Below are 24,584 nucleotides of genomic sequence, written 5' to 3'. Positions count from 1 at the left end.
TTGGCGAATTGGCTTATTGGCTAATTAGCACGCCCGCGGCCTTGGCTTTTTACGTTGTAATCAAGGCGGTCATCCCGATTGCAGCGAAGCGGAAAGAGGGATCCCGTAAGCCATATTCGAATTCAGGAAAAACCCTTCATCAATTTATCTTTCATCCATTCATCCATTCATCCTTCATCAGTTCATCCTCCTACCAGCTCCGACCTACCAGCTACCAGCTAAGAACTAAAACAATCCCCCCAAATAATTAGAAATGTTATTCAGTGTCTCGGCGAGCGGTTCCAATGCTGTCCAGCCGAGGGCACGGCCTATGATGTACACAGAAAACAAACCGTACAATGCCACCAGCATCCAAGCTTGTTTTAGTTTCATGCTCCGCGATTTGAAAAAGATAAGGAAGGCCAATCCCGTTACAGCTAAAAGCAAAATGCGCAACTCACCAACGTCGCTAGTAGATGAGGTTGTCATATCTATTGGACCGTAGATTAAGGTATACAGAAAAAGAGGAAACCCCAAGGCAAAGCAGATATCAAAAATGTTTGAGCCTAAAGCGTTTGAAACAGCATCGTCGTAATTCCCTTTTCTTGCATCTTTCATAGAAAGTATCGTATCGGGCAAACTGGTTGCTGCTGACGCTACAATAACAGAAAGAAAATATACCGGTATCCCAACCCCCGCAAATGTGGACCCAAAAAGGGTAAACTCATCGCTACCCAACCAAATGCAAGCCTCTACTAAAAGGTGGCAGGCAAAACCCATAATTATTGCGGAGAACGCCAAAAGACCTATGGCTTTATTTCTATTTGGTCTTGAGAATAACCAGCGTGGCAAATCTAGCCAGCTAAAAAATAGTGCCGTTAATAAAGGGTTTTGATTTTTATTGAGAAGGGGGTCGCGTTCTGGGCTAAAGTCTGCGGGACTAACTTTGAACTCATTTTTGGTCATCCCAAGAAGCATTATCGCCACATACCCTGCATATAGAAACATTAAAAGAAGTCCGTGAATGGCTCTTAACTCGTTTCCACTTATAAAAAAAATAAGTATTAACTCACAGACAATCAAAGTGATACCGTCACGAATAATAACTTTTCGGCTTAGCTCTATTCCTTTGGCCAATCCACCTAAAACCACAACAAAAATTACGGTGGCGGGAATGATAACCCCGTTAAAAATGGCGGAACCCGCAGTAGTACCCAAACCACTTGCAAATCCTTCGGCATCTTTTAACAGGACCAAAAAGAAGAAGGTGGTCATTAATTCGGGCAAACTACTACCAATAGCATTTATGGTAGCTCCTTTTACTCCGTCGGTTAAATTCCTCCCCAAATAATCAGCCGCTGCCTCAAAACCATCGCTAGCCCTAGCAATGATGATGCACGCAAAATAAATTACTACGAGAGCTAGAAGTATCCCCATTTAATTGGTTTTTTCCCAGCTGGTGCCTTCTTTTCCATCCTTTAATAACACGCCAGCTGCTAGCAGACGATCTCTAATGGCATCGGAGGTTGCAAAATCTTTATTTGCCCTGGCTTCTTGCCTCATTTCTATAAGCGTAGCAATAACTTTATCTAAGGTGTCGTCTCCACCTGCACTAGCACCCTCTAGCTCTGGATTTATACCTAAAACATCCACTAAATAATCGGCAAAAAGCTCTTGGAAGTATATTATTTCATCGGCAGACAGCTCCGTTTTTCCATCTGCGGCCGAATTAATCACTTTAACAGCGTCAAACAAATGAGCAATAACCATGGGGGTATTGAAATCGTCGTTCATGGCATCGGCACACTTGTCCTTCCAATTCTTTTCCAAAGTGCATGCGTCCTTTTTTGGCTGGATTTCTTGCAAAGCTTTGTAGGCATTCACCATCCTCCTAAACCCTTTCTCGGCTCCCATAAGTGCCTCGTTAGAGAAGTCTAGGGTGGATGCGTAATGCGTTTGAAGCATAAAGAATCGAATCGTCATGGGCGAAAAACCTTTTTCGAGCAATTCGTGGTCACCAGAGATCAACTCGTAAGGCGAGAAAGAATTCCCCAAAGATTTACTCATCTTTTGCCCATTAACGGTAAGCATATTACCATGCATCCAGTAATTAACCGGAGCTTTACCATCGGCTGCTACAGATTGTGCTATTTCGCATTCGTGATGAGGGAATTTTAAGTCCATCCCTCCCCCATGTATATCAAAAGTTTCACCGAGGTATTTGGTACTCATTACAGAGCATTCTAGGTGCCATCCCGGAAATCCAACCGACCAGGGAGATGGCCATCTCATAATGTGCGATGGATCTGCCTTTTTCCATAGCGCAAAATCAACGGAATTCTTTTTCTCGTCCTGTCCATCTAAAGCACGAGTGTTTTCAATTAACTCCTCTATTACACGACCAGACAATTCTCCGTAATTCCCTTTTTCTTCCTGGTATTTAATGGTATCGAAATACACCGAGCCATTTACCTCGTATGCAAATCCATTTTTAATGATGCGTTCTATCATTTGGATTTGCTCTATCAAATGGCCAGTTGCAGTAGGTTCTATACTTGGTGATAAGGCATTAAAGGTATCCATTACCTTATGGAAGTCGTTGGCATAATACTGCACCACTTCCATTGGGTCTTTTTTCTCTAACCTTGCCTTTTTTGCGATTTTATCTTCACCAGCATCCTGATCATCCACCAAATGTCCTACATCGGTAATATTTCTAACATACCTAACCTTGTAACCTAGATGTTTAAGGTATCTATACACCACATCGAAGGTGATAAAGCTTCGCACATTCCCTAAATGCACATAACTATACACTGTTGGTCCACACACATATAACCCAACATAAGGTGGATTTATGGGTTTAAACTCCTCTTTAGTTCTGGTTTTAGAATTGTAAATATGTAGTGTAGACATAGGTTTTAAGCAAGTTTTTTCTCCAGGTTTGTAAGCATATCTTCTACCATGGCATCGAGGTCGTATTTGGGTTTCCAGCCCCAATCTTTTCTAGCTTCCGAATCGTCGATGGAGTTTGGCCAGGAATCTGCAATGGCCTGGCGGTAGTCGGGTTGATATGCGATTTTGAAATTGGGTATATGTTTTTGAATGGATGCAGCAATTTGCTCTGGAGTAAAACTAAATCCAGCCAAATTATAAGCCGATCTGATTTTAATTTGATCTGCCGGCGCTTCCATTAGGTTTATGGTTCCTCTTACCGCATCGCTCATGTAAAGCATGGGTAATTCGGTGTCTTTATTCAGGAAACATTCGTGGGTTTTGTTTTGCAGTGCATCGTAGAAAATTTGCACGGCATAATCTGTAGTACCTCCTCCAGGAAGTGCTTTATAGCTAATCAACCCTGGGTATCTAATTCCGCGAATATCTGTTCCGTACCTTTTAAAGTAATATTCAGCCCATCTTTCACCCGCTAATTTGGTAATTCCATACACCGTACTGGGTTCTAGGATGGTTCTTTGTGGGGTATTATCTTTTGGAGTGGTTGGTCCAAAAACTGCTATAGAACTTGGGAAAAAGATTTTTTTCAGTTTGCCTTCACGTGCCAAATCCAATACATGGCTTAAGCTCCCCATGTTTAGATCCCATGCAAACTGAGGATTCATTTCCGCTGTAGCCGATAAAAGCGCTGCTAATAGATATACCTCACTAACATCGTGCTCATCTATTATGCGCTCTAGATCTTTTTTATTGGTAGCATCAAGTGTAACAAAGGTGCCATCAAAATTTTTAGGTTCCCGGATATCGCTAGCAATAACGTTATCCTTACCTTTTAGCGCACTCAGTTCTCCAACCAAGTCGCTACCAATTTGTCCCGAAGAACCTATAATTAGCGTTTTTCCCATAACCTAAAGTAAACCTGCAAAAATATACATTCGGAGTGCAGTAACAAGCTTAAGCAAAACCTACCGCTATTCTCTCGAAAAATAATAATTTCGCTTTGCAGCATTTGTTATATTTTACAGTTAAAACAAAGGATAATGCCATTTTATCATAAGCTGGGAAAAATCCCACATAAAAGACATACCACTTTTAAGAAAGAAGATGGTACGCTACACTACGAGCAGCTCTTTGGTACCGAGGGTTTCCATGGAATGTCGTCGTTGCTTTACCACTTACACAGACCCACCATTGTTAAAGATGTTAAGGAATCTAAATCTGTAGCCCCCGAAATTGCGGTGGACAAAAACATAAAATCTAGAGCGCTTTCTGGATTTAACGTTAAGCCTACAGACGATTTTTTAGACTCGAGAGTGCCGGTTTTGGTAAACAATGATGTACATATCGTTCTCGCCGCTCCAAAAAAATCACTCACCTCTTATTTTTACAAAAACGCCGACGCTGATGAAATGATTTTCATTCACGAAGGAAAAGGGGTGCTCAGAACTTTCTTGGGTAACATTCCCTTTTCTTATGGAGACTATTTGGTAATTCCAAGAGGGATGATCTACCAAATTGAGTTTGAGGATGAAAACAACAGATTGCTTATTGCGGAATCTTTCTCACCACTTTTAACTCCAAAGCGTTACCGAAACAATTTTGGGCAGCTACTAGAGCACTCGCCCTTTTGCGAAAGAGACATAAGAACTCCGCAAGACCTTGAGACACACGATGAAATTGGGGAGTTTACTATAAAAATTAAGAAAGAAGGGGTACTGCATGAGTTAGTATATGGTTCACATCCTTTTGATGTGGTTGGATGGGACGGATACAACTTCCCCTACGCGTTCTCCATTCACGATTTTGAACCTATAACAGGTAGGGTGCACCAGCCACCACCAGTTCACCAAACTTTTGAGGCGCATAACTTTGTAATATGCTCCTTCTGTCCTAGGTTGTACGATTACCATCCAGAAGCTATACCGGCTCCATACAATCACTCTAACATCGACTCCGATGAGGTATTGTATTATGTGGATGGCGATTTTATGAGTAGAAACCATATAGAGCGCGGCATGATTACGCTGCATCCAGGTGGAATTCCTCATGGACCACATCCTGGCGCTTATGAAAGAAGCATAGGACAAAAAGAAACGCTAGAGTTAGCGGTAATGATAGATACTTTTAGACCACTGAAAGTAACCAAGCAAGCTTTAGCACTAGACGACGGAAATTACTTCCAATCTTGGATGGAAGACAAATACAAATAAAAGACAGGGATAATGGAAAATAAATTAGCAGAATTACACAAAGACCACGACCCAGCAACTGATTTTTTACCCATAAATGGTACCGACTACGTAGAGTTTTACGTTGGTAACGCCAAGCAAGCTGCTTACTATTACCAAGCTGCATTTGGATATCAGCCATTGGCATATGCCGGGCCAGAAACTGGGGTAAAAGACAGAGCTTCATACTGCCTGCAGCAGGGTAAAATTAGATTGGTTTTAACAACGAGTTTAGACCCAAATAGCGAAATATCTGAACACGTAAGAAAACATGGCGACGGTGTAAAAGTACTTGCACTGTGGGTGGATGATGCTACGCACTCTTTTAATGCAACCACTGAAAGAGGTGCTAAAGCGCATGCAAAACCAGAGGTACAAGAAGATAAAGATGGAAGAGTGGTTACCTCGGCCATCCACACCTATGGAGAAACCATTCACCGCTTTGTAGAGCGAAAAGATTACAACGGACCATTTCTTCCAGGTTACGAAAAGTGGGACGCAAAGCCACTTGCCAAACCAGTTGGATTAAAGTACATCGACCACTGTGTTGGGAATGTAGAGCTTGGAAAAATGAACGAATGGGTGAAATTCTACGAAGATGTAATGGGCTTTAAACTGCTTATTACTTTCGATGATGAAGATATTTCTACCGAATACACCTCGCTTATGTCTAAGGTGGTTTCTAATGGTAACGGATACATTAAGTTTCCTATCAATGAGCCAGCCGACGGACTGAAAAAATCTCAAATTGAGGAATACCTTGACTTCTACCACGGAGCGGGTGTACAACACATTGCAATTGCAACCGACGACATTCTTTCTACGGTTGGAGAACTTAGAAACAGAGGAATAGAATTCCTTTATGTTCCCGATACCTATTACGATGATTTAATTGAGCGTGTAGGAAAGATAGACGAGGATATCGACGATCTTAAAAAGTTAAACATCCTTGTGGATAGAGATGAGGAAGGATACCTGCTTCAGATCTTTACCAAGCCAGTAGAAGATAGACCTACTCTTTTCTACGAAATTATTCAGAGAAAAGGAGCTAAGTCTTTCGGAAAAGGGAACTTTAAAGCCTTATTTGAATCTATAGAAAGAGAACAAGCAAGAAGAGGGAACTTGTAATATCCTTCTCCATAAAATAGCAAAAACCGCCTTAGTAATTAGGCGGTTTTTTTGTTTTAACTCCTACCACTTTCCACCAAAACCCGGGAAAAATGACCAATTATTCCATGTTCGTTCCTATGGGTTATCTCGAAAGTCCATCTTCCTCCAGCCATCGCTGAAAGGCATTTCTCAAGCTTACTTTGAGCAAGATTTAAACTTTTTAAACTTATGAATAAGGAAGATTTTTTGGATAATGCAGTAATACCCGCATGGCTTTTATTTAACGGATAATGGGCCATCCAACCGTTGAAAATCAGTGGGTTTTCTACAAACCAATTCGACATGCTAAAGGGGTTTTGATACTCCACTTTATAATCACCCTCAAAAACTATAATACCACCTTGGTTTGCCTCACTATAAAATTGATTTAACAACTCATTTTGAGACTTGGCCATTTCATTTTGTTGCCGCTTATTCCAAATCGCTCGGGCATTTCCGAAGGTAACCCCTAATGCCAGTATTAAGACAGCTGCAATAGATAATTTTTTAATCCGTGGAACCCCAAATAACAAAGGAAAAAACACCACGGACCCAAGCACTAAAATAAAAACCCGATGTTTTAATATGGCATAGGTGCCTAGATATAAAAGCCCCGCCATACCCAGAATAAATGGCAACAACATCAGCACCGATTGGATGACTTTTTTCTTGGGATCAAATAATAAACCAAGGGTAAAAATGCATAGCACAACGCACCAAGGCCAGAAGCTATAGAGTTGGTTAATTGAAGTTTTTAGAGCCACGGAAAATGGGATACAATTTAACTGCCGTACTAGTTCATTTAACACCGAATGGGTTAGCAGCCTACTACCGGAAAAAAAATGATCGACAAACAGCTCATCACATCCCGACTTGATTGTTAGATAATCCTCTGCTACACCCCCGTGTACAATAGGATTATCATTAATTAAAGTTCGTTGCGCATTAAATGAAAAGTAGCGCTGCCATTGGTTATCTAGTTGCCTGTATATAATTTCCTGAGAGTATCTAATTAGAAATATCAGCAACACCAAGCCTCCTAGTTTTAGAATGGAATTTCGCTTATCCTTATTGAAATACAGGTAAAAGGCGGGTGCAATGCCCAACACAATTACCATTAAAGCAGGCTTAAACCTTACCATTAGACCCAATCCAACTAATAGAAAACCCAAAAGGGAAGTTTTTCCCTTTTCAAAAAGAACGAGCATACCTGCTAAGGCAGAAATGCCAGCAATTTTGGTAAACTGCACATGTATATTAAATCTAAGGAACAGGCTCCAAATAAAGATAAGTAGTACAAGCTGGGTTAGGGAATTGAATCTCTCATGCAGGGCGGAAATTCCTATTTGAATAAAGGCTACAAACTGCAACACAAGTAATAACCACGTATACCACTCTAGCTCATTTGTAAATAGATATAGGCTATTGATAGCAGACCAATAAACGGATGTATAAAAACCAGTTGCCACAACGGAGTAGAAGTATAAGCTCCAGAGCTTAAGAGCAACATTACAACATCGTCGTTCTCCTCGAAATGAATAGACCCTGTAAGCCACAATGCGAATAAGGAAAGAGCTAATAACCCTACCCACTTGCCTTTTTGGCCCACTTTATGTCCATTCCAAAACCCCAAGTCCCTTAATATTTATTAAAGATAATTGCCGATTATTGCCGGCAAACCAAGCATTGATTATTTTAAACCAACAAAAACCCCGAAACTATGAAGAAATTACTATTCGCTGTGTTATGCTTAGGAATGAGCCTAGCCGCTTCTGCACAGGCCTACAATAACTCTATTGGTATTAGAGGTGGACTTGTGAATGGACTGAATTACAAAACCTTTATCTCATCTGGAACTGCCTTAGAGTTTGTTTTAGATCCAGCTGCGGGTGGATTTGAATTTTCAGCCATCTACGAAAAACAACAAAATGGAGCCCTTGGAACCACCGCATTAGATTGGTATTACGGTGCAGGTGCTGCCATTGGGTTTTACAACGGACCTCGTTACGGTGAACCATTAGATGGCGATGATGCTATTGGTTTTGCTGCCGTTGGTTTGGTAGGTCTTGAATTTCCTCTTAAAGAAATTCCAGTGGTATTCTCTGGAGATATTGGACCAGCCATTAATCTTACGCCGTACGGATATTTCTACTTTAATGCTGGTTTAAGTATTCGCTATTACTGGTAGTAAGTTTGAGTCTTTTTAATATGGAAAAGCCCCATCACGCAAAGTCGCGGTGGGGCTTTTCAATTTATTAGTAATCCCAATTTTTACTCTTCGCTTATACTAACTAGAATTTTCCGGTAGGCAGAAAACAATTTACCCTTGCTCACAAAACCTTGAAATACCGATCCCTTTACAACAGGCAATATCCAAGCAGAGGTTTTATCAAATTTCTCCATTACTTCCTCCATATTATCTGTAGCTTTAATTATGGTTGGAGGAGCGGTCATAACATCATATACCCTAGTGTTATCATGCTTTTCTTCGTCAAATAACACTTCTCTAATGTCATCCAACAATACCACACCCAAAAATTTCCCGTGCTCATCTACCACAGGGAAAATGTTTCGCTTAGAGCGGGTAACAATCTCCTTAACCAGCTTCCCGAAAGTCCACTCAGGTAACAACTCCTGAAAATTTGTTTCCAGGTAATTACCTACAGACATACGGCGCAATACGTTTTTGTCTTTGTGGCGGGTTAGTAAATCTCCTTTTTCGGCCAATTCTTTGGTATAAATTGTATAGCGTTGATAAACCCTAGAAGTGGTATAACTAATTGCTACCGTTATCATTAGGGGTACAAAAAGTTCGTATCCACCCGTAATTTCTGCGATTAAGAACAGCGCCATAAGTGGAGAGTGTAACACCCCAGCAATCAGTCCTGCCATTCCAACAAGCGTAAAGTTGGCAATGGGTAAGTCCTGAATTCCCATAACACTCATAAGCTTGGCAAATCCAAACCCAATAGCCGCTCCAATAAATAGAGAGGGCGCAAAAACACCTCCAATACCACCCCCTGCAAAGGTAAATGCCGTAGCAAACACCTTTAAAAAGCCCATGGCCACAACAAAAATTATAACAATGTAAATGTTGTTTCTAAAGTCGTAAAACAAGGACCCGTTAAATAAATCGACTGTATGATCTGAAATTAGGGCGTTTATAGTTTCGTATCCTTCACCGTAAAGTGGAGGCAAAAGGAAAATCAATATCCCCAAAGAAAGACCACCTATTACCGCCTTAGAATATGGACTCTTGAATTTTTTAATGAAGTCGTTTACCCCGAAATAGACATTATTAAAGTAAAGTGAAAACAATCCTGTTAAAACACCAAGACCCAAGAAATACGGTATTTGTCCCAACTCGAAATCGTTGGTTAAATCTACCGGAAATAGAATTTGCTCACCAATAAAATAGCGTGCCGTTAAAACCGCGGAAACACTTGAAAGTAATAGGGGAATAAGCGAATACATGGTAAGGTCGAACATAAAGACCTCGAGAACGAAAATGATGGCCGCAACCGGAGCTTGAAAAATTGCCGCCATGGAACTTGCCGCTGCACATCCGATTAATAAGGTTTTCACCTTATAATTCATTCTAAATACTTGGCCAATATTTGACCCCACCGCGGCCCCCGTTGCCACCGTTGGTCCTTCCAATCCGGTACTTCCCCCAAAACCTACAGTAATCGCTGAGGTGATGATGGAATATACCATCCGCCCTCTTTTAATAATGGATTTCTTTCGGGCAATGGCAAAAAGCGTATTGGGAATTCCATGCCCTATATCCTCCTTAATAAGCATTTTAACCACCGCTACGGTTAGTAACAAGCCCAAAAAAGGAAAGGCAAAATAGAGGTAGTTGTGGTAATCTGGAAAGATGAGCCTATCTACTGCCGACTGAATAAAGTGTACACTGTTTTTAATGATTACCGCAGCAATTCCAGAGGCCACACCCACTAAAACAGCCAGGAAAAGAACAAAGCGCTTTTGATCAATTTTCTTGAGCCGCCAGAGCAAAAAGCTTTTAAAAACAGATTGAACCAGACGGATTGCCATTGATACTACGCTTTTTCTACCAGGTCAATATACAATTCTTTAAGTTGCTCGCTATCAAGCTTATCTGGAGCATCGATCATAACATCTCTTCCTGCATTGTTTTTAGGGAAAGCGATAAAATCTCTAATGTTATCGTATCCTCCTAGCAAGGCACAAAGTCTGTCGAATCCAAATGCTATTCCACCGTGAGGAGGAGCTCCATATTCAAAGGCTCCCATTAAGAAACCGAATTGCTGTTGCGCTTCTTCCTTGCTAAATCCGAGTAAGTCGAACATTTTAGACTGCAATTCTCTATCGTGGATACGTATGGATCCTCCACCAACCTCAACTCCGTTGATGACCATGTCGTATGCGTTGGCTCTAATTTCTCCTGGTGCGCTTTCCATTTTTCCGATATCCTCGGCTTTTGGTGAGGTAAACGGGTGATGCATCGCATGGAATCGCTCAGACTCTTCGTCCCACTCTAACAATGGAAAATCGGTGACCCAAAGCGGAACAAACACATTTTTATCCTTTAGACCCTGCGTTTCTGCAACGTGCAATCTAAGTTCGTTTAACTGTTTTCGGGTGGAATTTAAATCACCTGAAAGCACAAATAATGCGTCTCCAGGTTTAGCTCCTGATGCTTGTAGCCATACCTTTAAATCTTCCTCGGTATAGAATTTGTCTACGGAAGACTTAACGGTTTCATCTTCGTTGTATTTAACGTAAACCATTCCCTTAGCACCCACCTGCGGACGCTTTACGAAATTGGTAAAGGCATCAAGTTCTTTTCTTGAATAAGCTGCTCCTCCAGCAACGCAAATCCCTAAAACCACCTCCGCTTCGTCAAAGATTTTAAAGCCTTTGTTTTTAGCATGATCGTTTAAGTTAACGAATTCCATTCCGAATCGTAAGTCCGGTTTGTCGGAACCGTATTTCTCCATTGCCGTAGCGTAATCCATACGCTTAAATTCTGGCAACTCTACCCCTTTTACCTCTCTAAAAAGATGCCTTACCAAACCTTCGAAATTGCGAAGAATATCCTCTTGATCTACAAAGGCCATTTCGCAGTCTATTTGCGTAAACTCCGGTTGTCTATCCGCTCTTAAATCTTCGTCTCTAAAGCATTTTACAATTTGGTAGTATCGGTCATACCCCGAAACCATAAGCAGCTGCTTAAAAGTTTGCGGCGATTGAGGCAATGCGTAAAACTGATTGGGATTCATACGAGATGGAACCACAAAATCTCTAGCACCTTCGGGAGTAGATTTTATCAAATAAGGTGTTTCGATCTCTAGAAAATCCAGACTATCTAAATACTTTCTAGTTTCTATGGAGGCCTTGTGTCGTAACTTTAAGTTGGCTTGTAAAGGCGGGCGACGAAGATCTAGGTAACGATATTTCATTCGCAGGTCTTCTCCTCCATCGGTTTCGGCCTCTATGGTAAAGGGAGGAGTTTTCGCCTCGTTAAGTAAGCTAAGTTTGGTTACAATAACCTCAACCTCTCCGGTTGGAATATTTTTGTTTTTAGAAGAGCGCTCAAAAACCTCTCCTTCTATCTGAATAACATCTTCGCGGCCTAATTTTCTAGCTTGCTCGCAAAGTGCAGCATCGCTTTCCATATTAAAAACCAACTGCGTAATGCCGTAGCGATCTCTAAGATCCACGAAAGTCATTCCGCCTAAATCTCTAGAACGCTGTACCCATCCGGCCAGGGTAACACGGTTATGTTGGTTGGATATTCTTAATTCTCCGCAATTATGGGTACGATACATGCCTTTGATTTTGAGGGGGCAAAGGTAAGAATTAGGGTGTTAGGATAAAGGGTGGAATTGCTTTTCCAAACCTAAATTAATACTTGCACCAAAAAACAAGGAGATTGGAGCTGATATAATTTCCTCCTCCTCCCCTACATTTGCTACCATGCAAGCAGATTCTTTTTTATCTCAACAGCTTGGGTTTAATATCCAACCTATAAAAAATACCCTGGCGCTTTTAGACGAAGGTGCTACCGTACCCTTTATTTCTCGCTACCGAAAAGAACGTACGGGCGGACTTGATGAAGTTGCTATCCAAACCATTAAAGATGCCTACAAAGCTTTTCAGGAGCTAGAAAAGCGCAAAGAGTTTGTCCTGAAAACTATTGATGAACAAGGGAATTTAAGTGAAGAGCTCAAAGAAAAAATCACTCAATGCACCGATCTAACCACCCTTGAAGATCTATATCTGCCTTTTAAACCCAAGCGTAAAACCAAAGCCGAAGCAGCCAGAAAACTAGGCTTGGAACCCCTTGCGGGAACGCTGATGAAACAAAGCCATAACGATGTAGAGGTATTGGCCTTGCGTTTTGTAAGAGGGGAAGTAAGCGATGTGGAAACAGCACTTTCTGGCGCTAGAGATATTATGGCCGAGTGGATTTCGGAGCGTGCGGTGGCTCGTGAAATCGTAAGAACGCACTTTGGTAAATCGGCCCAAATAGCTGCAAAGGTGGTAAAAGGAAAAGACGACCAAGACTCTAAATACCGTGATTATTTCGACTTTTCTGAACCGCTGAAACGCTGCCCTAGTCACCGACTTTTAGCTATACGTCGAGCCGAAGCGGAGGGTGTTTTGCGGGTAAGTATATCACCCGACCAAGAAGAAGTGCTTCATCACCTTAATAGATATTTTATAAAGGGAAATAATGAGGCGGCGGATCAGGTTAGTTTGGCCATTACCGATGCATACAAACGCCTTCTTAAACCTTCCATAGAAACCGAGTTTAAAAACAGCTCTAAGGAAAAAGCCGACCTCGAAGCCATTAATGTTTTTGCCGAAAACATAAGACAACTCTTACTGGCTCCACCCCTTGGCGCTAAACGAATTTTAGCGATAGACCCCGGTTTTAGAACGGGCTGTAAAGTGGTTTGTTTGGATGAACAAGGCGGGCTCCTACACAACGAAACGATCTATCCCCACGAGCCACAAAACGATAAGCAAAAAGCGGCTAGTAAATTACATCAGCTGATTGAGGCCTATAAAATAGAAGCCATTGCCATTGGTAACGGTACGGCTGGTAGAGAAACCGAATACTTTGTAAAAAACCTAAGACTCCCACAGCATACAGAAACCCACATGGTAAACGAAAGTGGAGCCTCTATTTACTCGGCATCCGCGATTGCCAGAGAAGAGTTTCCCAATTACGACGTTACCGTGCGCGGGGCCGTTTCCATTGGTCGTAGACTAATGGATCCATTAAGTGAATTGGTTAAAATAGAGCCAAAGTCTATAGGTGTTGGGCAATACCAGCACGATGTTGACCAAAAATTACTCAAAGAAAAGCTAGACCAAACAGTTGAAAGCGTGGTGAACCACGTTGGAGTTAACCTCAACACCAGTAGTGAACACCTACTGCAGTACGTGAGTGGTATTGGTCCCAAACTGGCTAAAAACATAGTTTCCTACCGTAGCGAAATTAGAAAATTCAACTCCCGAAAACAGCTTTTAAAAGTAAGCGGATTGGGCGCCAAAGCATTTGAGCAATGTGCTGGATTCTTACGAATTAGAAATGGTAAAAACCCACTTGACAATAGCGCCGTGCACCCCGAAAGTTATCCCGTTGTTGAGAATATGGCAAAGCACCTCAACGTAGATATAAAAGAGCTTATTGGGAATGCTGCAGCGCTTGAAAAAATCCAGCTAGAAGAATTTACTACCAACACCATAGGTTTACCCACATTAAAGGACATAAAAAAGGAACTTTTAAAACCCGGTAGAGACCCTAGAGGAAAGGCTACGGTCTTCGAATTTTCAAAAGACGTTTCCAAAATGGAGGATCTAAGAGAAGGTATGATATTACCTGGACTAGTAACCAACATTACCAAATTCGGAGCTTTTGTGGATGTGGGCGTAAAGCAAGACGGGCTAGTGCATATTTCTCAACTGGCCGACCGTTACGTTAGCGATCCCAACGAAATTGTAAAACTGCAACAGCAAGTAAAGGTTAGGGTATTGGAAGTAGATTTATCAAGAAAGCGCATTGCTTTTACCATGAAAATTTAAATCATAGGCTTTCGATGCTGCTAAAAGCCCTGACTATGCTGGCAAATTTTATATTTGGTTTTCATACGCATTACATATTGCTTAAACATGACTAGATTTTTACTCGGCTGCTTTTTGCTTATAGGTTTTATTGCTAAAGCACAGGTGGACACCACCAGCAACGAAGAAGAGGATTTCGATTTTTCTGATTTTGAACTGGCCACCGAGCCGGCGAAAGCATTCTGCAACAACAAGGTTCTGGGCCAATTACCAACAACCCTTGTTGGGATTCAGTACAACTTCCAGAGTGGACATGCTTTTACCCCTGGAAATTTAGTAGCCCAACCCGAGGATGAAATAGCCGAGCAAAACGATATCCAAGCCACCCACGGATTTACTTTTACCACTAACCTTCCGCTTATTAGTAGAAACAATATTCTCATTAATGCCAATGTGGTATACGATGAACAACACTACTCCTTTAAAAATCCGGTTGGAAATCACCCTTTAGCCAGAAGCATAAACCAAAACGGTTTACGCAGCTTAAACACCTTGTTTACTGTGTTTAAACCCCTAAACGCCAATCGATTTATTCTTGGTCAAATTGGTTTTGGTTTGAATGGAAATTATGCTTTTGGAGAGTTTCAATCGCTAAATACCTTACGTGTTCCTGTTGCCGCCTTATACGGATGGAAACCCTCAGATAAGCTAATGTACGCAGTGGGATTATCTCGTACATACCTAGGTGGCGCACTAAATTATGTACCCATCTTTTACTATTACCGCACATTCGACAACGAAAAATGGGGCTTAGAGGCTTTATTACCCGCAAGAGCTTTGTTGCGTTACAGATTTAACACGCAGTCTGTCTTAAGTTTTGGTTTTAATGTAGTTGGAAATACATATCGATTAGGTGATTTTGCCCAATTGAGTAATCAGGTAGGAAACGATGCCGCCCGAAACACGTTGATGCAAGCCAATGGTGTGGAACTAAAACGCTCTGAAATATTATTGGGGTTGAGATACCAAAAAGCAGTTAGCGGTTTCTTTTGGTTAACCGTAGAAAGTGGATTGCGAATTAACTACAGCTACGAACTAGACGAGGGGGGTGACTTTGCCCGACCCTTTGGAAACGACAAACCCTATTACATTGAAAACGAATTAGGTAATCCCCTTTATTTCCAAATTGGGATTAGCTATGTAAGTCCATAACAAAAAAGGCTGCTCGATTGAGCAGCCTTTTTTCATTATCCTGTTTAGATCTTATTTCTTCTTAACTAACCTAGTCCACACATCGGTACGGCCAAAAGCGGCGGTTCCTACATAACCACGAACCTCTATTTGGTTCTCCTCGGTTAGCTCTATTTTACAGTTGTAAGTGGTTCCATTTTTTGGATCGTAAATGGTTCCGTCCTTCCAAATCCCTTCTTCGCTATCGTAAACAAAGTCTTTCAGTATTCGGTATCCTTTTAGCGGAGTATCGCGTAAAGATTCGTCTGGATTATTTTTATCTGTTTTGGGCTTACCCTGCTCGTTTAAGGGCTCCTTTAACCAAACAATCCTTCCGAAATACTTATTTCCAATCTTGTCTATTTTAATATAGCTGGTACCCTCACTTGGCTGCCATACTCCAACCAATTTATCGGCCTTATCCTGAGCCAAATTGGGGCTCAAAAAAACGATACAACTTAAAAATGCAATGATTAATCCTTTCATGTTTCTATTTTTCAATGTAGTTAATAACTAGGTTAACCTTGGCGTTAACAGACATTAGGTCCATGTAGTCTTCCGTTAAATTGGCATCCAAGACCCAAGTGGCTCCGGCGTCGCTAGCGTAAGGCAATAAATCTATTTCTTCGGCTAAACTTAACTCAAAATTCGTGCCATCTGGTAATGGGCTTTTGGTTCCTATGCTTATCATCTCCTGATTATCGCTTACAACTTGCAGCAAAACACTCTCCATAATGGCTCTTTGAGTACTATCCAACTGTATTTCCACTGATTTTACACCGATAGATTTTATTTGAGACTCCGGCAAATTTGCTTTTTCTAAAAGCTCAGCCTCACTTAATTCCATAGGAGTTTGGAAAGTATTTGCTCCACTAAAAAGCATTTCGCCGCTTAAAGAAATTTCAACGCTTTGTTCAGCTTGTTCTACCGTAGCACATGAAAAAAGTACAAGGGCTAAAGCAAGGCTAAGAATTCGCATCATGTTGTTTTGCATTTGGTTTCTGGCGAATATAATAAGGGTTTTACTGATTTTTGACCCTCCTTTGCACATAATTGTTGTGAATCAATCGAAGATAAATTACCCTTGCGCTGGGTAACTAAGCATAAACAGTAGCTTTTAAAATGATAGAATTTAACCACGAATATTGGATGAAAAGAGCCCTACAGGAGGCCGAAAATGCTTTGCAGGCGGACGAAATTCCAGTTGGCGCGGTAGTGGTTTGCAACAATCAAATTATATCGCGGGCCCATAACCAAACAGAGCAACTTACAGATGTTACCGCCCATGCAGAAATTTTAGCCATTACCTCAGCGGCATCTTATTTAGGAACCAAATTTCTAAACGATTGCACACTGTACGTAACCCTAGAACCCTGTTTAATGTGTGCTGGAGCCATTCATTGGGCGAGATTTAAAGAGGTGGTAATTGGAGCTCGAGATGAAAAAAAGGGTTTTTCAACTCAAGTTTTGCACCCTTTCCACCCCAAGACTAAAGTAGTTTGGGATGTAATGGAAAGCGAAAATTCGGAAATATTAAAGCGCTTTTTTGCGAAGAAGCGTTAAAGGCTAAACTGAGCCAAGGGGTTTGCGTATCTTTGCATAAAATTTAGAATTATGTATCCTGAAGAATTAGTAATGCCAATGAAGGCGGAACTCACCGAGGTAGGATTCGAGGAGCTTTTAACCGCAGAGGCAGTAGACAACGCTATAAAGAGTAACGAAACCGTTTTAGTTATGATTAACTCGGTTTGTGGATGTGCAGCAGCAAACGCTAGACCTGCAGTTAAAATGGCCACCAAGCACGGAAAAACTCCAGATAAGTTCACCACCGTTTTTGCTGGATTTGACAAAGAAGCAGTAGACCAGGCAAGAAAGTATATGTTGCCTTATCCTCCTAGCTCACCATCTATTGCATTGTTTAAAGATGGAAAATTGGTTCACTTTATCGAAAGACACCATATCGAAGGGCGCGCTGCAGAAATGATTGCAGAAAACTTAACCGCCGCTTTCGACGAGTTCTGTTAAGAGAAAACACTTTAAAATATAAAAGCCCGATGCAGTATTGTATCGGGCTTTTTGGTTTAAACGGTTTGGGTGGATTGAATATCAATTAGAAGCTGCTTTACCCTAGTTACATAGCTTTAGGAGATTTACTCTAATTACCTTTTAATAATACCTTCTTGGAATTCAAAAAAAACTTGAAAAAAAAAAAAAAAATATACCGTTATTCACAAAAATTTAATTACATGAGTAAAATCCTTACCACCCTTATTCTAACGACCATTTCACTTTTGACTTTCCCTTGTTTTGCTCAACTAGACTATTCACTTAGCACTAAAAGCAAGCAATACGCAAATTTTCCAGGTGATACTCTTCCAATCAACGGCTCTTGGAAAGAAGAATTTGGTGCTAGCCCGATTCAACTAGAAAATTTTGAACTGGAATTGATTGCTGGCGAAAAGCTAAGTTGGCTTGTTTTTGACGGCAACCTTATTGCTTTAATGGATACCAATTTAAATGCATTAACCATTTCTCCCTATTCATTTACCAACGGAACCCTTCAAGATCGAAATTACGACACTAATTTAAGTAAGGAAGATAACCTTAGAAGAGATCCTTCATCCTATATCATTTGGGGGGTTAAGGAGAATGTAGTTGGAAAACACATTGTAATTCAATATACTAACGTAGTAGAAAGCAGTTCTTGCACCAATGCAGATTCTATAAATTTTCAATTGAAAATTTGGGAAAATGGCATTATCGAATTGCATTATGGACCAAACAGTATTCAAAGTAAAGTCAACCTAAAGCCTACAATTCAAGCCAATTATTGGGGAATTAATGGTAGCACAGAGATAACTCAGCTTTATCTCACCGGAGATCCCAACAATCCTCAATTGGATACCAACAGAAGTGAATTAGATGGTCCTGCGGTTGATGGAACTTTATACCGGTTAACGCCAGATAACATTTCCTCAATCCATTCTGCTAAACAGACAGGAGAAAAGATTTTTAGCTGTTACCCAAACCCATCAGAAACGGGAGTTTATACCCTAAAAGCTAAAGGTGAATTATTCACAGGCCCATGGAAAGTCCTCGATTCAAAAGGATCAGAATTAATATCTGGCGAAGGTAGTTCCGTAGACATTTCGGAAGTGAAATCAGGGATTTATTTTCTTGTAATCAAGGAGAATGGTGCTCCCATAAAGCTGGTGCGACAGTAATTAATTCTATACCAACAACAGAAAAATAAAAGCCCGAAGCAGTATTGTATCGGGCTTTTGGGTTTTAAATGGTTAGGTGAATACTAACTTTTATTTTCCTTTGAAAGCAAGGATTTCCTGTTTCATAACTGGAAGGTCCTTTTGGAGAATGGTCCAAATAATTGTTGGATCTATAGAGTCGTATGAATGGGCTATCAAATTTCGTAACCCAATAATTTGACGAGCTCCAGAAATCTGACCCTTAAAATTTAACTTTTTAAGCTTGTTAATGGCCTCTCCTATGATCATTAAATCCCTTTCAGCAGCTCGAACTGCCATAAAGTTTCCTTGAAACTTTAAATAGTCATTATCATGAAGATGAACAATTTGCTCCAATTCTGAAATGACAGATTCGATATCCAAAAGATATTTTAAAACTTCACTAGGCGGCATAAAGCGAAACCTTGGTTTTATCAAGCTCTTGCTTAAAAATTGGGTTCTTTACAACTCTGTACGAAACCAAGTCTATTTCACGATCAAATAAATCTTGAAGGGCGAATAATAGTGAGATAAAAGAATCCCCATGCTCTATTGGTGATAAGCCTTCCTTTAGAACCACAGCAAAGTCTAAATCACTATTGCCGTTTGACAAGCCACCTGCTGCCGAGCCAAATAAATACAGCTCAGCTACATTGTTTTTCTTGCAAATTTCTTGCAACTCATTTAGCTTGTCTTGGACTGCCTTTTCCATAATCCAAATTTACGGAAATAGGATTAACTCAGCTGCTCTTCCGATACGATACCCGAAAGAGCTCGGAAATAATGTTCAATAAATAGAAGATAGATGAAAAAGAATTTACTCAATAGAAATGAGAAGCTCTTTACCTAATTGTCTTGTCCTGATATAGGTTGACACAAAATCAATCAAAATGAGACAATTAACGCGTTACTCAGAAGCCTTCAAAAGGCAAGTCATTAAGGAGTACCTAACTACCGATCTTACTTCGGAAGAAATTTGTAAGAAGTACAACATCGGATATTTAAATAATATCTACCGGTGGCGTAAGAAATACGAAAGTGAATTTGATGTTTGGGATATGGATTACAAGGCTAAATTTACTGTCATGAGTAAAGAGCAAAAGAAATCCGCCAAGGAACTCCAGCATGAAAACGAACTTCTCAAAAAGGCCTTAAAAGACGCTGAATTAAAGAATTACGGCTTTAAACGTCTTATAGAGAACTGGGAAAAAGAACTCGGGAGGAAACTGCCAAAAAAGTAGTTTACCAAACAATTAATGAATTAGTAAGCGAGTCCTCATTAGGACTTAGCGCATGGTGTACTTTGTTTGGTAAAACGCGACAAGCATACTACAAACACCAAAAGCGTCGAGAGGCGCAACAGATGTCTAATCTGGCCTTGCTAGCAGATGTTTTACTCATTAGGCGAGAGCACAAACTCATGGGAACCAAAAAAATACGATCAATCCTAATAGATCATCCTGGGATGATGGGTCGAGATCGTTTTTTTGACTTAATGGCTACCCACGGATTACTTGTTCGTAAAAGGAAAAATAGAGTTTATACAACAAACTCCAACCATAGGTTTAGAAAGTATAGCAACCTAATAAAGGAACTAGAAATTGATCGTAAAAACCAAGTATGGGTATCTGATATAACGTACGTAAAAGTCGGGGAAACACCATATTACCTAAGTTTGATTACCGATGCTTATTCTAATAAAATAGTAGGCCATTGTATTGCAAAATCACTAGAAGCAAAACATAGCCTATCCGCCTAAAACATGCCTTAAAAGTAGAAGGGAACCCAGAGATCCATCACTCAGACCGGGGCATCCAGTATTGCTGCGATGAATATACATCCGTGTTAAAACAAAAAAACAGATCCATACTAATAAGCATGAGTAAAAAGGGAGACCCTTTAGAAAACCCAATTGCAGAAAGGGTTAATGGCATAATTAAAAACGAATATCTATGCAGTTATAACCTAACCAAAAGCAATTACAAAGAGCAAGTAGCCAAGGCGATAAGATTGTACAATCTGGAGCGTCCTCACTACAGTCAAAGGATGAAAACTCCATCGGAAATACACGACGGAATTATTAACCCGCTGACAACCTTTTTTAGGAATAAAAATCAATCGTTAACTTTAACCAGGAATTAAAAATTAACCTGTCAACTTTTTTCAGGACGGGACAAATCCCATCTCAATTAACCTATTCTACATCCGACCAATAACTAATTCAAACTCTGGAAAAAGGCTTGCACCATTCTTACCTGACCGTAGCTGTATTTCTCATTTAGCTCCGCCACCACTGGTTTTATGCTTTCTTTCCCTACCTCATCTAAAGCCTTACTTATCTCTGCAACCATCTCTTTCTCTAAAAAACGGTTTATTTCTATTTTCTTCTCACGGATTAATTTAACAGCATGCCCCTCTATTGTCGACGCTGCTAATCCCCTCTCCTCGGCAACTTCCTCTATGTTTTTACCTTCCAATAACAGTCCGAGCGTTGTCGCGTAGGTTGCGCCCTTTTCTGCTTTGGGCTTCTTTTCTCCCTTGGCTTTTTTGGTTTTCTTCTTGCCGGTTTTGTTAGCGGTCTCAACCTTTATTTTGGCGCCCAATGTGTTTATCATTTCCTGACGCTGAGAAGTAATGCCTCGCTCAACTGTTTTATCGCGCTCCACGGGCGATCCAGCCAAAATAGCATCCATTAGTACCGGAATTTGAGCCACCTGATGCCACTTCTCCAACAAACTCGCTTCCATCTGCTCCAACAGGGTGCAATAGGCCTTATTTCCCTTGTATTCTTGTACCGTAGCTAGTTGATTCAAGGTCTCAAATACTAAGTCGCGTAATACTTTTTCAAAGTATTTGCTCCCATCGTACAATCGCTGCTTTAATTCATCTTTTTTGCCCCGTCTGTATAGACCTACTAGCTGTTGGGCAAAGGTTTGCGCATGGGGCTGATTCTTACCAAGGGTTTGGTTAATACTTTTTGGATAAAGATTCAGGCTATCTATCTCAAAATTGTGCTTCTTCTCGGTCTTACTGGCAAAATTCTTAGCCTGGTTAATAAGACTGTCTAGGTTGTATGAAGAACCCAGCAAATAATCGATGTAGCGTTCTTGCTGCTCACTTAATTTCTGTTGTAGCGCCTCGTCATTTCTACTGTTTTTAACGAAGCGCTCTACCTGATCGTGGCAAAGAATCTGTTTAGGGCTCAACTTGCTTCGCAATTGCAATCCATCCAAAGACCTCAATCTAGAAAGAGCTACGTAGACCTGTCCTGGCGCAAAAGCCTGACCTAAATCCACCACGGCCTCGTCAAAGGTTAATCCCTGACTTTTATGCACCGTAATTGCCCATGCTAATTTTATGGGGTAATGACTGTAACTTCCAACCACCTCTTCTTTTAACTCATTGGTATCAGGGTCGTGTAGGTATTTTTTATTTTCCCAAAGTGCTTTTTGCAGCGTGTAGGGTGTGTCCTCATCATCAAATTTCACCTTGATCTTGCTCGAGTCGAGATCAACGACGGTAGCTGTTTTACCATTGTAGTAAACCTGGTCCTGGTTGTCGTTTTTAATAAACATTACCCGCGTCCCTTTTTTAAGGGTAATCTCGGGTTCGGTTGGATACATTCCTTTGGGGTAATCTCCCTCTATTTCGGCCTCGTAGGTATAGCTTTTGCCTGCTAACTGCTCCAATTTCCTTTCATTAATCTCATTAGCAATGCGATTATGGGTAGTAAGCGTAATGGCAGAGGCCTTGGGTTTTTCTGTGTAATAGCTATTTAGAAGCTCCAAATCTTCTGCCGTACAGGTGTTATCTCGCAGGTTGTTTAACAAGGAAATAAACTTGCCATCGCGTTGGCGGTAAATCTTTTCTAATTCAATATATATAGGTGGATTATCCCGTAAACAAAGGGCATCGTAGAAATACATCGACTTGTAATATCCACTTAAAACCGGCCACTCATTTTCTCTAACTATGGGCGATAGCTGAAATAAATCGCCAATAAACAACACCTGAACTCCTCCAAAACTTTCCCTAAAATTATTTCGAGCAGATTTTAGTCTAAAGTCTATGGCATCCAGCAAATCAGCACGCAACATAGAAACCTCATCAATAATTAACAGGTCTATATTCTGCAAAACCCGCTTTCGAACGGTGTTTAATGGGTGTCTGGCATTTAAATCGTTTCGATAAAAAATGGGACTATTGTAGTTCCTATCCTTGCTTTGCGTAAAATCTGGTAAATAGGAACCTGGAGGAAGTAAAAATTGACTGTGAATGGTAACCCCCTGTGCATTAAGCGCAGCAATTCCGGTGGGGGCAACTACCACAAATCGCTTATGGGTATTCTTACTTAGATTTCTTAAGAAAGTTGTTTTACCACTGCCCGCCTTTCCTGTTAAGAAAACATGGGCATGGGTACTATTTATAAAGGATGCAGCTAGTTGCGCTTTTTCATTTACTTCTTCCATGGTAGTAATCTTGGGACTAGTTATAAGTTAAGCGCAATTTTTAAAAAAAGAAAGCCCCAGATAAACTCCAGGGCCTAGCTTGATATCGCGAAACACTAAAATTATTCCTCCTTGTCGCCCTTTACGTCCTTGTTTTTGCTCAAAAAGGCATCCCAGCCCTGGGCCTGCAATTCGTGCTCTCCATTTTGTCTGTCTACAAAGCGATATACTTCTTTATCTGCAGTTATATATCCAACGGGAGTAAAATGGGGAGACCCTTTAATTTTATCGTAATCAGACTGCGAAATGGTAAATAACAATTCGTAATCCTCCCCCCCGTTAAGGGCAACAACCGTAGGATCTAAATTAAAATCGCGAGCGGTATTATAGGTGGACGGATCGATAGGAATTTTCTCCTCATGCAGGGTAACACCCATTCCAGACTGTGCCGCAATGTGTATGGCCTCCGAAGCTAATCCGTCCGAGATGTCAATCATGGCGGTAGGTTTCAGCTCCATTTTTTCAAACATCTCAATTACATCTTTTCTGGCCTCTGGTTTTAATTGACGCTCCAAAATATAATCGTGACCACTTAAATCGGGCTGTACTTCCTTGTTCTCCAAAAACACCGATTTTTCTCTTTCCAGCACTTGTAAGCCCATATATGCACCACCTAAATCACCAGATACTACCACAAGATCACCGCTATTGGCTCCATTTCTATATGTGATTTTGTCTTTTTTAACAGAGCCATAGGCTGCAATAGAGATTGAAAGACCTGCAGGACTAGTGGTGGTGTCGCCTCCAACCAAATCAACCCCATATATTTTACAGGCCAAAAGCATCCCCTCATATATTGCTTCAACCGCCTCTACCGTGTACTTGCTACTAATAGCAAGGGAAACCACAATTTGTTCGGGCTGACCATTCATGGCATAGATATCCGAAATATTCACCACTACCGCCTTGTATCCCAGATGCTTAAGTGGAGAGTAGCGCACATCAAAATGCACCCCTTCAACCAGCATGTCCGAAGCCAAAAGTTTATATTCCTCCTCGGTTCCAGCCAATACCGCTGCATCGTCCCCAATGCCGTATATAGTTGATTTATTGGTGGGTTGTATTGCCTTTTGCAGGCGAGAAATCCAACCAAATTCTCCTAAACTGTCAAAATTTGTTGCCATAGTCCTAATTAACGGCACAAAGTAACCGATTATTCGTTGTTTCAGAAAAGGGGTTAAGATATTTGGTCAATACCCTGTTTTAGGTATTTTTGCAGAAATTTAGATTAA

At 40.8% G+C, this 24,584-nt stretch carries 23 protein-coding genes; 11 read left to right on the top strand and 12 right to left on the bottom strand.

The window, feature by feature from the left end; translation table 11 throughout:
* Positions 1-225: 225 nt before the first annotated feature.
* Genes FRX97_RS02230 through FRX97_RS02220 form a run of 3 tightly spaced genes read right to left on the bottom strand, consistent with a single transcriptional unit; the run spans position 226 to position 3,839 of the window.
* Positions 226-1,416 carry a sodium:calcium antiporter gene (locus FRX97_RS02230; protein WP_147012926.1) on the bottom strand — a complete coding sequence of 397 codons (1,191 nt, stop codon included), beginning with the start codon at positions 1,414-1,416 and terminating at the stop codon, positions 226-228.
* Complete coding sequence (cysS, locus tag FRX97_RS02225; protein WP_147012924.1) at positions 1,417-2,895, bottom strand: cysteine--tRNA ligase; 1,479 nt, start codon at positions 2,893-2,895, stop codon at positions 1,417-1,419.
* 5 nt (positions 2,896-2,900) lie between these two features.
* On the bottom strand, positions 2,901-3,839 hold the full coding sequence (locus FRX97_RS02220; protein WP_147012923.1) for an NAD-dependent epimerase/dehydratase family protein: 939 nt from the start codon (positions 3,837-3,839) through the stop codon (positions 2,901-2,903).
* A 135-nt stretch (positions 3,840-3,974) separates the two neighbouring features.
* On the opposite strand from FRX97_RS02220, the gene FRX97_RS02215 reads away from it, so the two are divergent.
* Together FRX97_RS02215 and hppD are read left to right on the top strand one after the other, a co-directional pair.
* Complete coding sequence (locus FRX97_RS02215) at positions 3,975-5,144, top strand: homogentisate 1,2-dioxygenase (RefSeq protein ID WP_147012922.1); 1,170 nt, start codon at positions 3,975-3,977, stop codon at positions 5,142-5,144.
* 12 nt (positions 5,145-5,156) lie between these two features.
* Positions 5,157-6,290, top strand: coding sequence for a 4-hydroxyphenylpyruvate dioxygenase (gene hppD, locus FRX97_RS02210; RefSeq protein ID WP_147012921.1), 1,134 nt, complete (start codon positions 5,157-5,159; stop codon positions 6,288-6,290).
* 56 nt (positions 6,291-6,346) lie between these two features.
* Here the strand turns inward: hppD and FRX97_RS02205 are convergent, their stop codons facing one another.
* Entirely contained in the window at positions 6,347-7,780 is a 1,434-nt protein-coding gene (locus tag FRX97_RS02205; protein ID WP_147012920.1) for a hypothetical protein, read from the bottom strand.
* A gap of 251 nt (positions 7,781-8,031) precedes the next feature.
* On the opposite strand from FRX97_RS02205, the gene FRX97_RS02200 reads away from it, so the two are divergent.
* Positions 8,032-8,499, top strand: a complete 468-nt coding sequence (locus FRX97_RS02200) for a hypothetical protein (RefSeq protein ID WP_147012919.1) — start codon at positions 8,032-8,034, stop codon at positions 8,497-8,499.
* Between the two features lie 83 nt (positions 8,500-8,582).
* Here the strand turns inward: FRX97_RS02200 and FRX97_RS02195 are convergent, their stop codons facing one another.
* Together FRX97_RS02195 and aspS are read right to left on the bottom strand one after the other, a co-directional pair.
* Entirely contained in the window at positions 8,583-10,370 is a 1,788-nt protein-coding gene (locus FRX97_RS02195; protein WP_147012918.1) for a chloride channel protein, read from the bottom strand.
* Positions 10,371-10,375: 5 nt separating this feature from the next.
* Positions 10,376-12,127, bottom strand: a complete 1,752-nt coding sequence (gene aspS / locus FRX97_RS02190) for an aspartate--tRNA ligase (RefSeq protein WP_147012917.1) — start codon at positions 12,125-12,127, stop codon at positions 10,376-10,378.
* Positions 12,128-12,275: 148 nt separating this feature from the next.
* On the opposite strand from aspS, the gene FRX97_RS02185 reads away from it, so the two are divergent.
* Positions 12,276-14,393, top strand: coding sequence for a Tex family protein (locus FRX97_RS02185; RefSeq protein ID WP_147012916.1), 2,118 nt, complete (start codon positions 12,276-12,278; stop codon positions 14,391-14,393).
* An 87-nt stretch (positions 14,394-14,480) separates the two neighbouring features.
* Entirely contained in the window at positions 14,481-15,584 is a 1,104-nt protein-coding gene (locus FRX97_RS02180; RefSeq protein ID WP_147012915.1) for a hypothetical protein, read from the top strand.
* A 51-nt stretch (positions 15,585-15,635) separates the two neighbouring features.
* On the opposite strand, the gene FRX97_RS02175 is transcribed toward FRX97_RS02180, so the two are convergent.
* Complete coding sequence (locus FRX97_RS02175) at positions 15,636-16,088, bottom strand: DUF2147 domain-containing protein (RefSeq protein WP_147012914.1); 453 nt, start codon at positions 16,086-16,088, stop codon at positions 15,636-15,638.
* A 4-nt stretch (positions 16,089-16,092) separates the two neighbouring features.
* Entirely contained in the window at positions 16,093-16,584 is a 492-nt protein-coding gene (locus FRX97_RS02170; protein ID WP_147012913.1) for a hypothetical protein, read from the bottom strand.
* A gap of 140 nt (positions 16,585-16,724) precedes the next feature.
* Here FRX97_RS02170 and FRX97_RS02165 point away from each other — a divergent pair, with 140 nt between their 5' ends.
* From FRX97_RS02165 to FRX97_RS02155, 3 genes are all read left to right on the top strand, one after another.
* Positions 16,725-17,165 carry a nucleoside deaminase gene (locus FRX97_RS02165; protein ID WP_147012911.1) on the top strand — a complete coding sequence of 147 codons (441 nt, stop codon included), beginning with the start codon at positions 16,725-16,727 and terminating at the stop codon, positions 17,163-17,165.
* Positions 17,166-17,216: 51 nt separating this feature from the next.
* Positions 17,217-17,627: a BrxA/BrxB family bacilliredoxin gene (locus FRX97_RS02160; protein WP_147012909.1), complete on the top strand. Its 411-nt coding sequence runs from the start codon at positions 17,217-17,219 to the stop codon at positions 17,625-17,627.
* Between the two features lie 221 nt (positions 17,628-17,848).
* The gene (locus FRX97_RS02155; protein ID WP_147012907.1) at positions 17,849-18,826 is read left to right on the top strand and encodes a T9SS type A sorting domain-containing protein; all 978 of its coding nucleotides are present in this window, start codon (positions 17,849-17,851) and stop codon (positions 18,824-18,826) included.
* A 90-nt stretch (positions 18,827-18,916) separates the two neighbouring features.
* On the opposite strand, the gene FRX97_RS02150 is transcribed toward FRX97_RS02155, so the two are convergent.
* The gene (locus tag FRX97_RS02150) at positions 18,917-19,258 is read right to left on the bottom strand and encodes a HepT-like ribonuclease domain-containing protein (RefSeq protein ID WP_147012905.1); all 342 of its coding nucleotides are present in this window, start codon (positions 19,256-19,258) and stop codon (positions 18,917-18,919) included.
* A complete protein-coding gene (locus tag FRX97_RS02145) occupies positions 19,248-19,556 on the bottom strand; it encodes a nucleotidyltransferase family protein (protein ID WP_147012903.1) in 309 nt (102 codons plus the stop codon). Before FRX97_RS02145 ends, FRX97_RS02150 begins: the two co-directional genes overlap by 11 nt.
* 178 nt (positions 19,557-19,734) lie before the next feature.
* Between FRX97_RS02145 and FRX97_RS02140 the strand changes: the two genes are divergently transcribed.
* The 3 genes from FRX97_RS02140 to FRX97_RS02130 all read left to right on the top strand — a co-directional run bounded on the left by FRX97_RS02140 (position 19,735) and on the right by FRX97_RS02130 (position 20,986).
* Positions 19,735-20,085, top strand: a complete 351-nt coding sequence (locus FRX97_RS02140; protein ID WP_147012902.1) for a transposase — start codon at positions 19,735-19,737, stop codon at positions 20,083-20,085.
* Between the two features lie 179 nt (positions 20,086-20,264).
* The gene (locus FRX97_RS02135) at positions 20,265-20,603 is read left to right on the top strand and encodes a DDE-type integrase/transposase/recombinase (RefSeq protein WP_147012900.1); all 339 of its coding nucleotides are present in this window, start codon (positions 20,265-20,267) and stop codon (positions 20,601-20,603) included.
* A gap of 119 nt (positions 20,604-20,722) precedes the next feature.
* Complete coding sequence (locus tag FRX97_RS02130; protein WP_170226991.1) at positions 20,723-20,986, top strand: integrase core domain-containing protein; 264 nt, start codon at positions 20,723-20,725, stop codon at positions 20,984-20,986.
* A gap of 74 nt (positions 20,987-21,060) precedes the next feature.
* Here FRX97_RS02130 and FRX97_RS02125 read toward each other — a convergent pair whose 3' ends face one another.
* Both FRX97_RS02125 and thiL read right to left on the bottom strand, forming a co-directional pair.
* Positions 21,061-23,313 carry a helix-turn-helix domain-containing protein gene (locus FRX97_RS02125; protein ID WP_147012896.1) on the bottom strand — a complete coding sequence of 751 codons (2,253 nt, stop codon included), beginning with the start codon at positions 23,311-23,313 and terminating at the stop codon, positions 21,061-21,063.
* Positions 23,314-23,414: 101 nt separating this feature from the next.
* Positions 23,415-24,476: a thiamine-phosphate kinase gene (gene thiL, locus FRX97_RS02120; RefSeq protein WP_147012894.1), complete on the bottom strand. Its 1,062-nt coding sequence runs from the start codon at positions 24,474-24,476 to the stop codon at positions 23,415-23,417.
* Between the last annotated feature and the right edge of the window lie 108 nt (positions 24,477-24,584).

Source organism: Luteibaculum oceani (assembly GCF_007995015.1).
GTDB classification, from domain to species: domain Bacteria; phylum Bacteroidota; class Bacteroidia; order Flavobacteriales_D; family Luteibaculaceae; genus Luteibaculum; species Luteibaculum oceani.
This window is presented reverse-complemented; position numbering and strand designations above follow the sequence as displayed.

Bases quoted from the DNA above. Each gene is read 5' to 3' on its own strand.
- FRX97_RS02230 (WP_147012926.1), bottom strand. From the start codon at position 1,416: ATGGGGATACTTCTAGCTCTCGTAGTAATTTATTTTGCGTGCATCATC.
- cysS (WP_147012924.1), bottom strand. From the start codon at position 2,895: ATGTCTACACTACATATTTACAATTCTAAAACCAGAACTAAAGAGGAG.
- FRX97_RS02220 (WP_147012923.1), bottom strand. From the start codon at position 3,839: ATGGGAAAAACGCTAATTATAGGTTCTTCGGGACAAATTGGTAGCGAC.
- FRX97_RS02215 (WP_147012922.1), top strand. From the start codon at position 3,975: ATGCCATTTTATCATAAGCTGGGAAAAATCCCACATAAAAGACATACC.
- hppD (WP_147012921.1), top strand. From the start codon at position 5,157: ATGGAAAATAAATTAGCAGAATTACACAAAGACCACGACCCAGCAACT.
- FRX97_RS02200 (WP_147012919.1), top strand. From the start codon at position 8,032: ATGAAGAAATTACTATTCGCTGTGTTATGCTTAGGAATGAGCCTAGCC.
- FRX97_RS02195 (WP_147012918.1), bottom strand. From the start codon at position 10,370: ATGGCAATCCGTCTGGTTCAATCTGTTTTTAAAAGCTTTTTGCTCTGG.
- aspS (WP_147012917.1), bottom strand. From the start codon at position 12,127: ATGTATCGTACCCATAATTGCGGAGAATTAAGAATATCCAACCAACAT.
- FRX97_RS02185 (WP_147012916.1), top strand. From the start codon at position 12,276: ATGCAAGCAGATTCTTTTTTATCTCAACAGCTTGGGTTTAATATCCAA.
- FRX97_RS02180 (WP_147012915.1), top strand. From the start codon at position 14,481: ATGACTAGATTTTTACTCGGCTGCTTTTTGCTTATAGGTTTTATTGCT.
- FRX97_RS02175 (WP_147012914.1), bottom strand. From the start codon at position 16,088: ATGAAAGGATTAATCATTGCATTTTTAAGTTGTATCGTTTTTTTGAGC.
- FRX97_RS02170 (WP_147012913.1), bottom strand. From the start codon at position 16,584: ATGATGCGAATTCTTAGCCTTGCTTTAGCCCTTGTACTTTTTTCATGT.
- FRX97_RS02165 (WP_147012911.1), top strand. From the start codon at position 16,725: ATGATAGAATTTAACCACGAATATTGGATGAAAAGAGCCCTACAGGAG.
- FRX97_RS02160 (WP_147012909.1), top strand. From the start codon at position 17,217: ATGTATCCTGAAGAATTAGTAATGCCAATGAAGGCGGAACTCACCGAG.
- FRX97_RS02155 (WP_147012907.1), top strand. From the start codon at position 17,849: ATGAGTAAAATCCTTACCACCCTTATTCTAACGACCATTTCACTTTTG.
- FRX97_RS02150 (WP_147012905.1), bottom strand. From the start codon at position 19,258: ATGCCGCCTAGTGAAGTTTTAAAATATCTTTTGGATATCGAATCTGTC.
- FRX97_RS02145 (WP_147012903.1), bottom strand. From the start codon at position 19,556: ATGGAAAAGGCAGTCCAAGACAAGCTAAATGAGTTGCAAGAAATTTGC.
- FRX97_RS02140 (WP_147012902.1), top strand. From the start codon at position 19,735: ATGAGACAATTAACGCGTTACTCAGAAGCCTTCAAAAGGCAAGTCATT.
- FRX97_RS02135 (WP_147012900.1), top strand. From the start codon at position 20,265: ATGGGAACCAAAAAAATACGATCAATCCTAATAGATCATCCTGGGATG.
- FRX97_RS02130 (WP_170226991.1), top strand. From the start codon at position 20,723: ATGAGTAAAAAGGGAGACCCTTTAGAAAACCCAATTGCAGAAAGGGTT.
- FRX97_RS02125 (WP_147012896.1), bottom strand. From the start codon at position 23,313: ATGGAAGAAGTAAATGAAAAAGCGCAACTAGCTGCATCCTTTATAAAT.
- thiL (WP_147012894.1), bottom strand. From the start codon at position 24,476: ATGGCAACAAATTTTGACAGTTTAGGAGAATTTGGTTGGATTTCTCGC.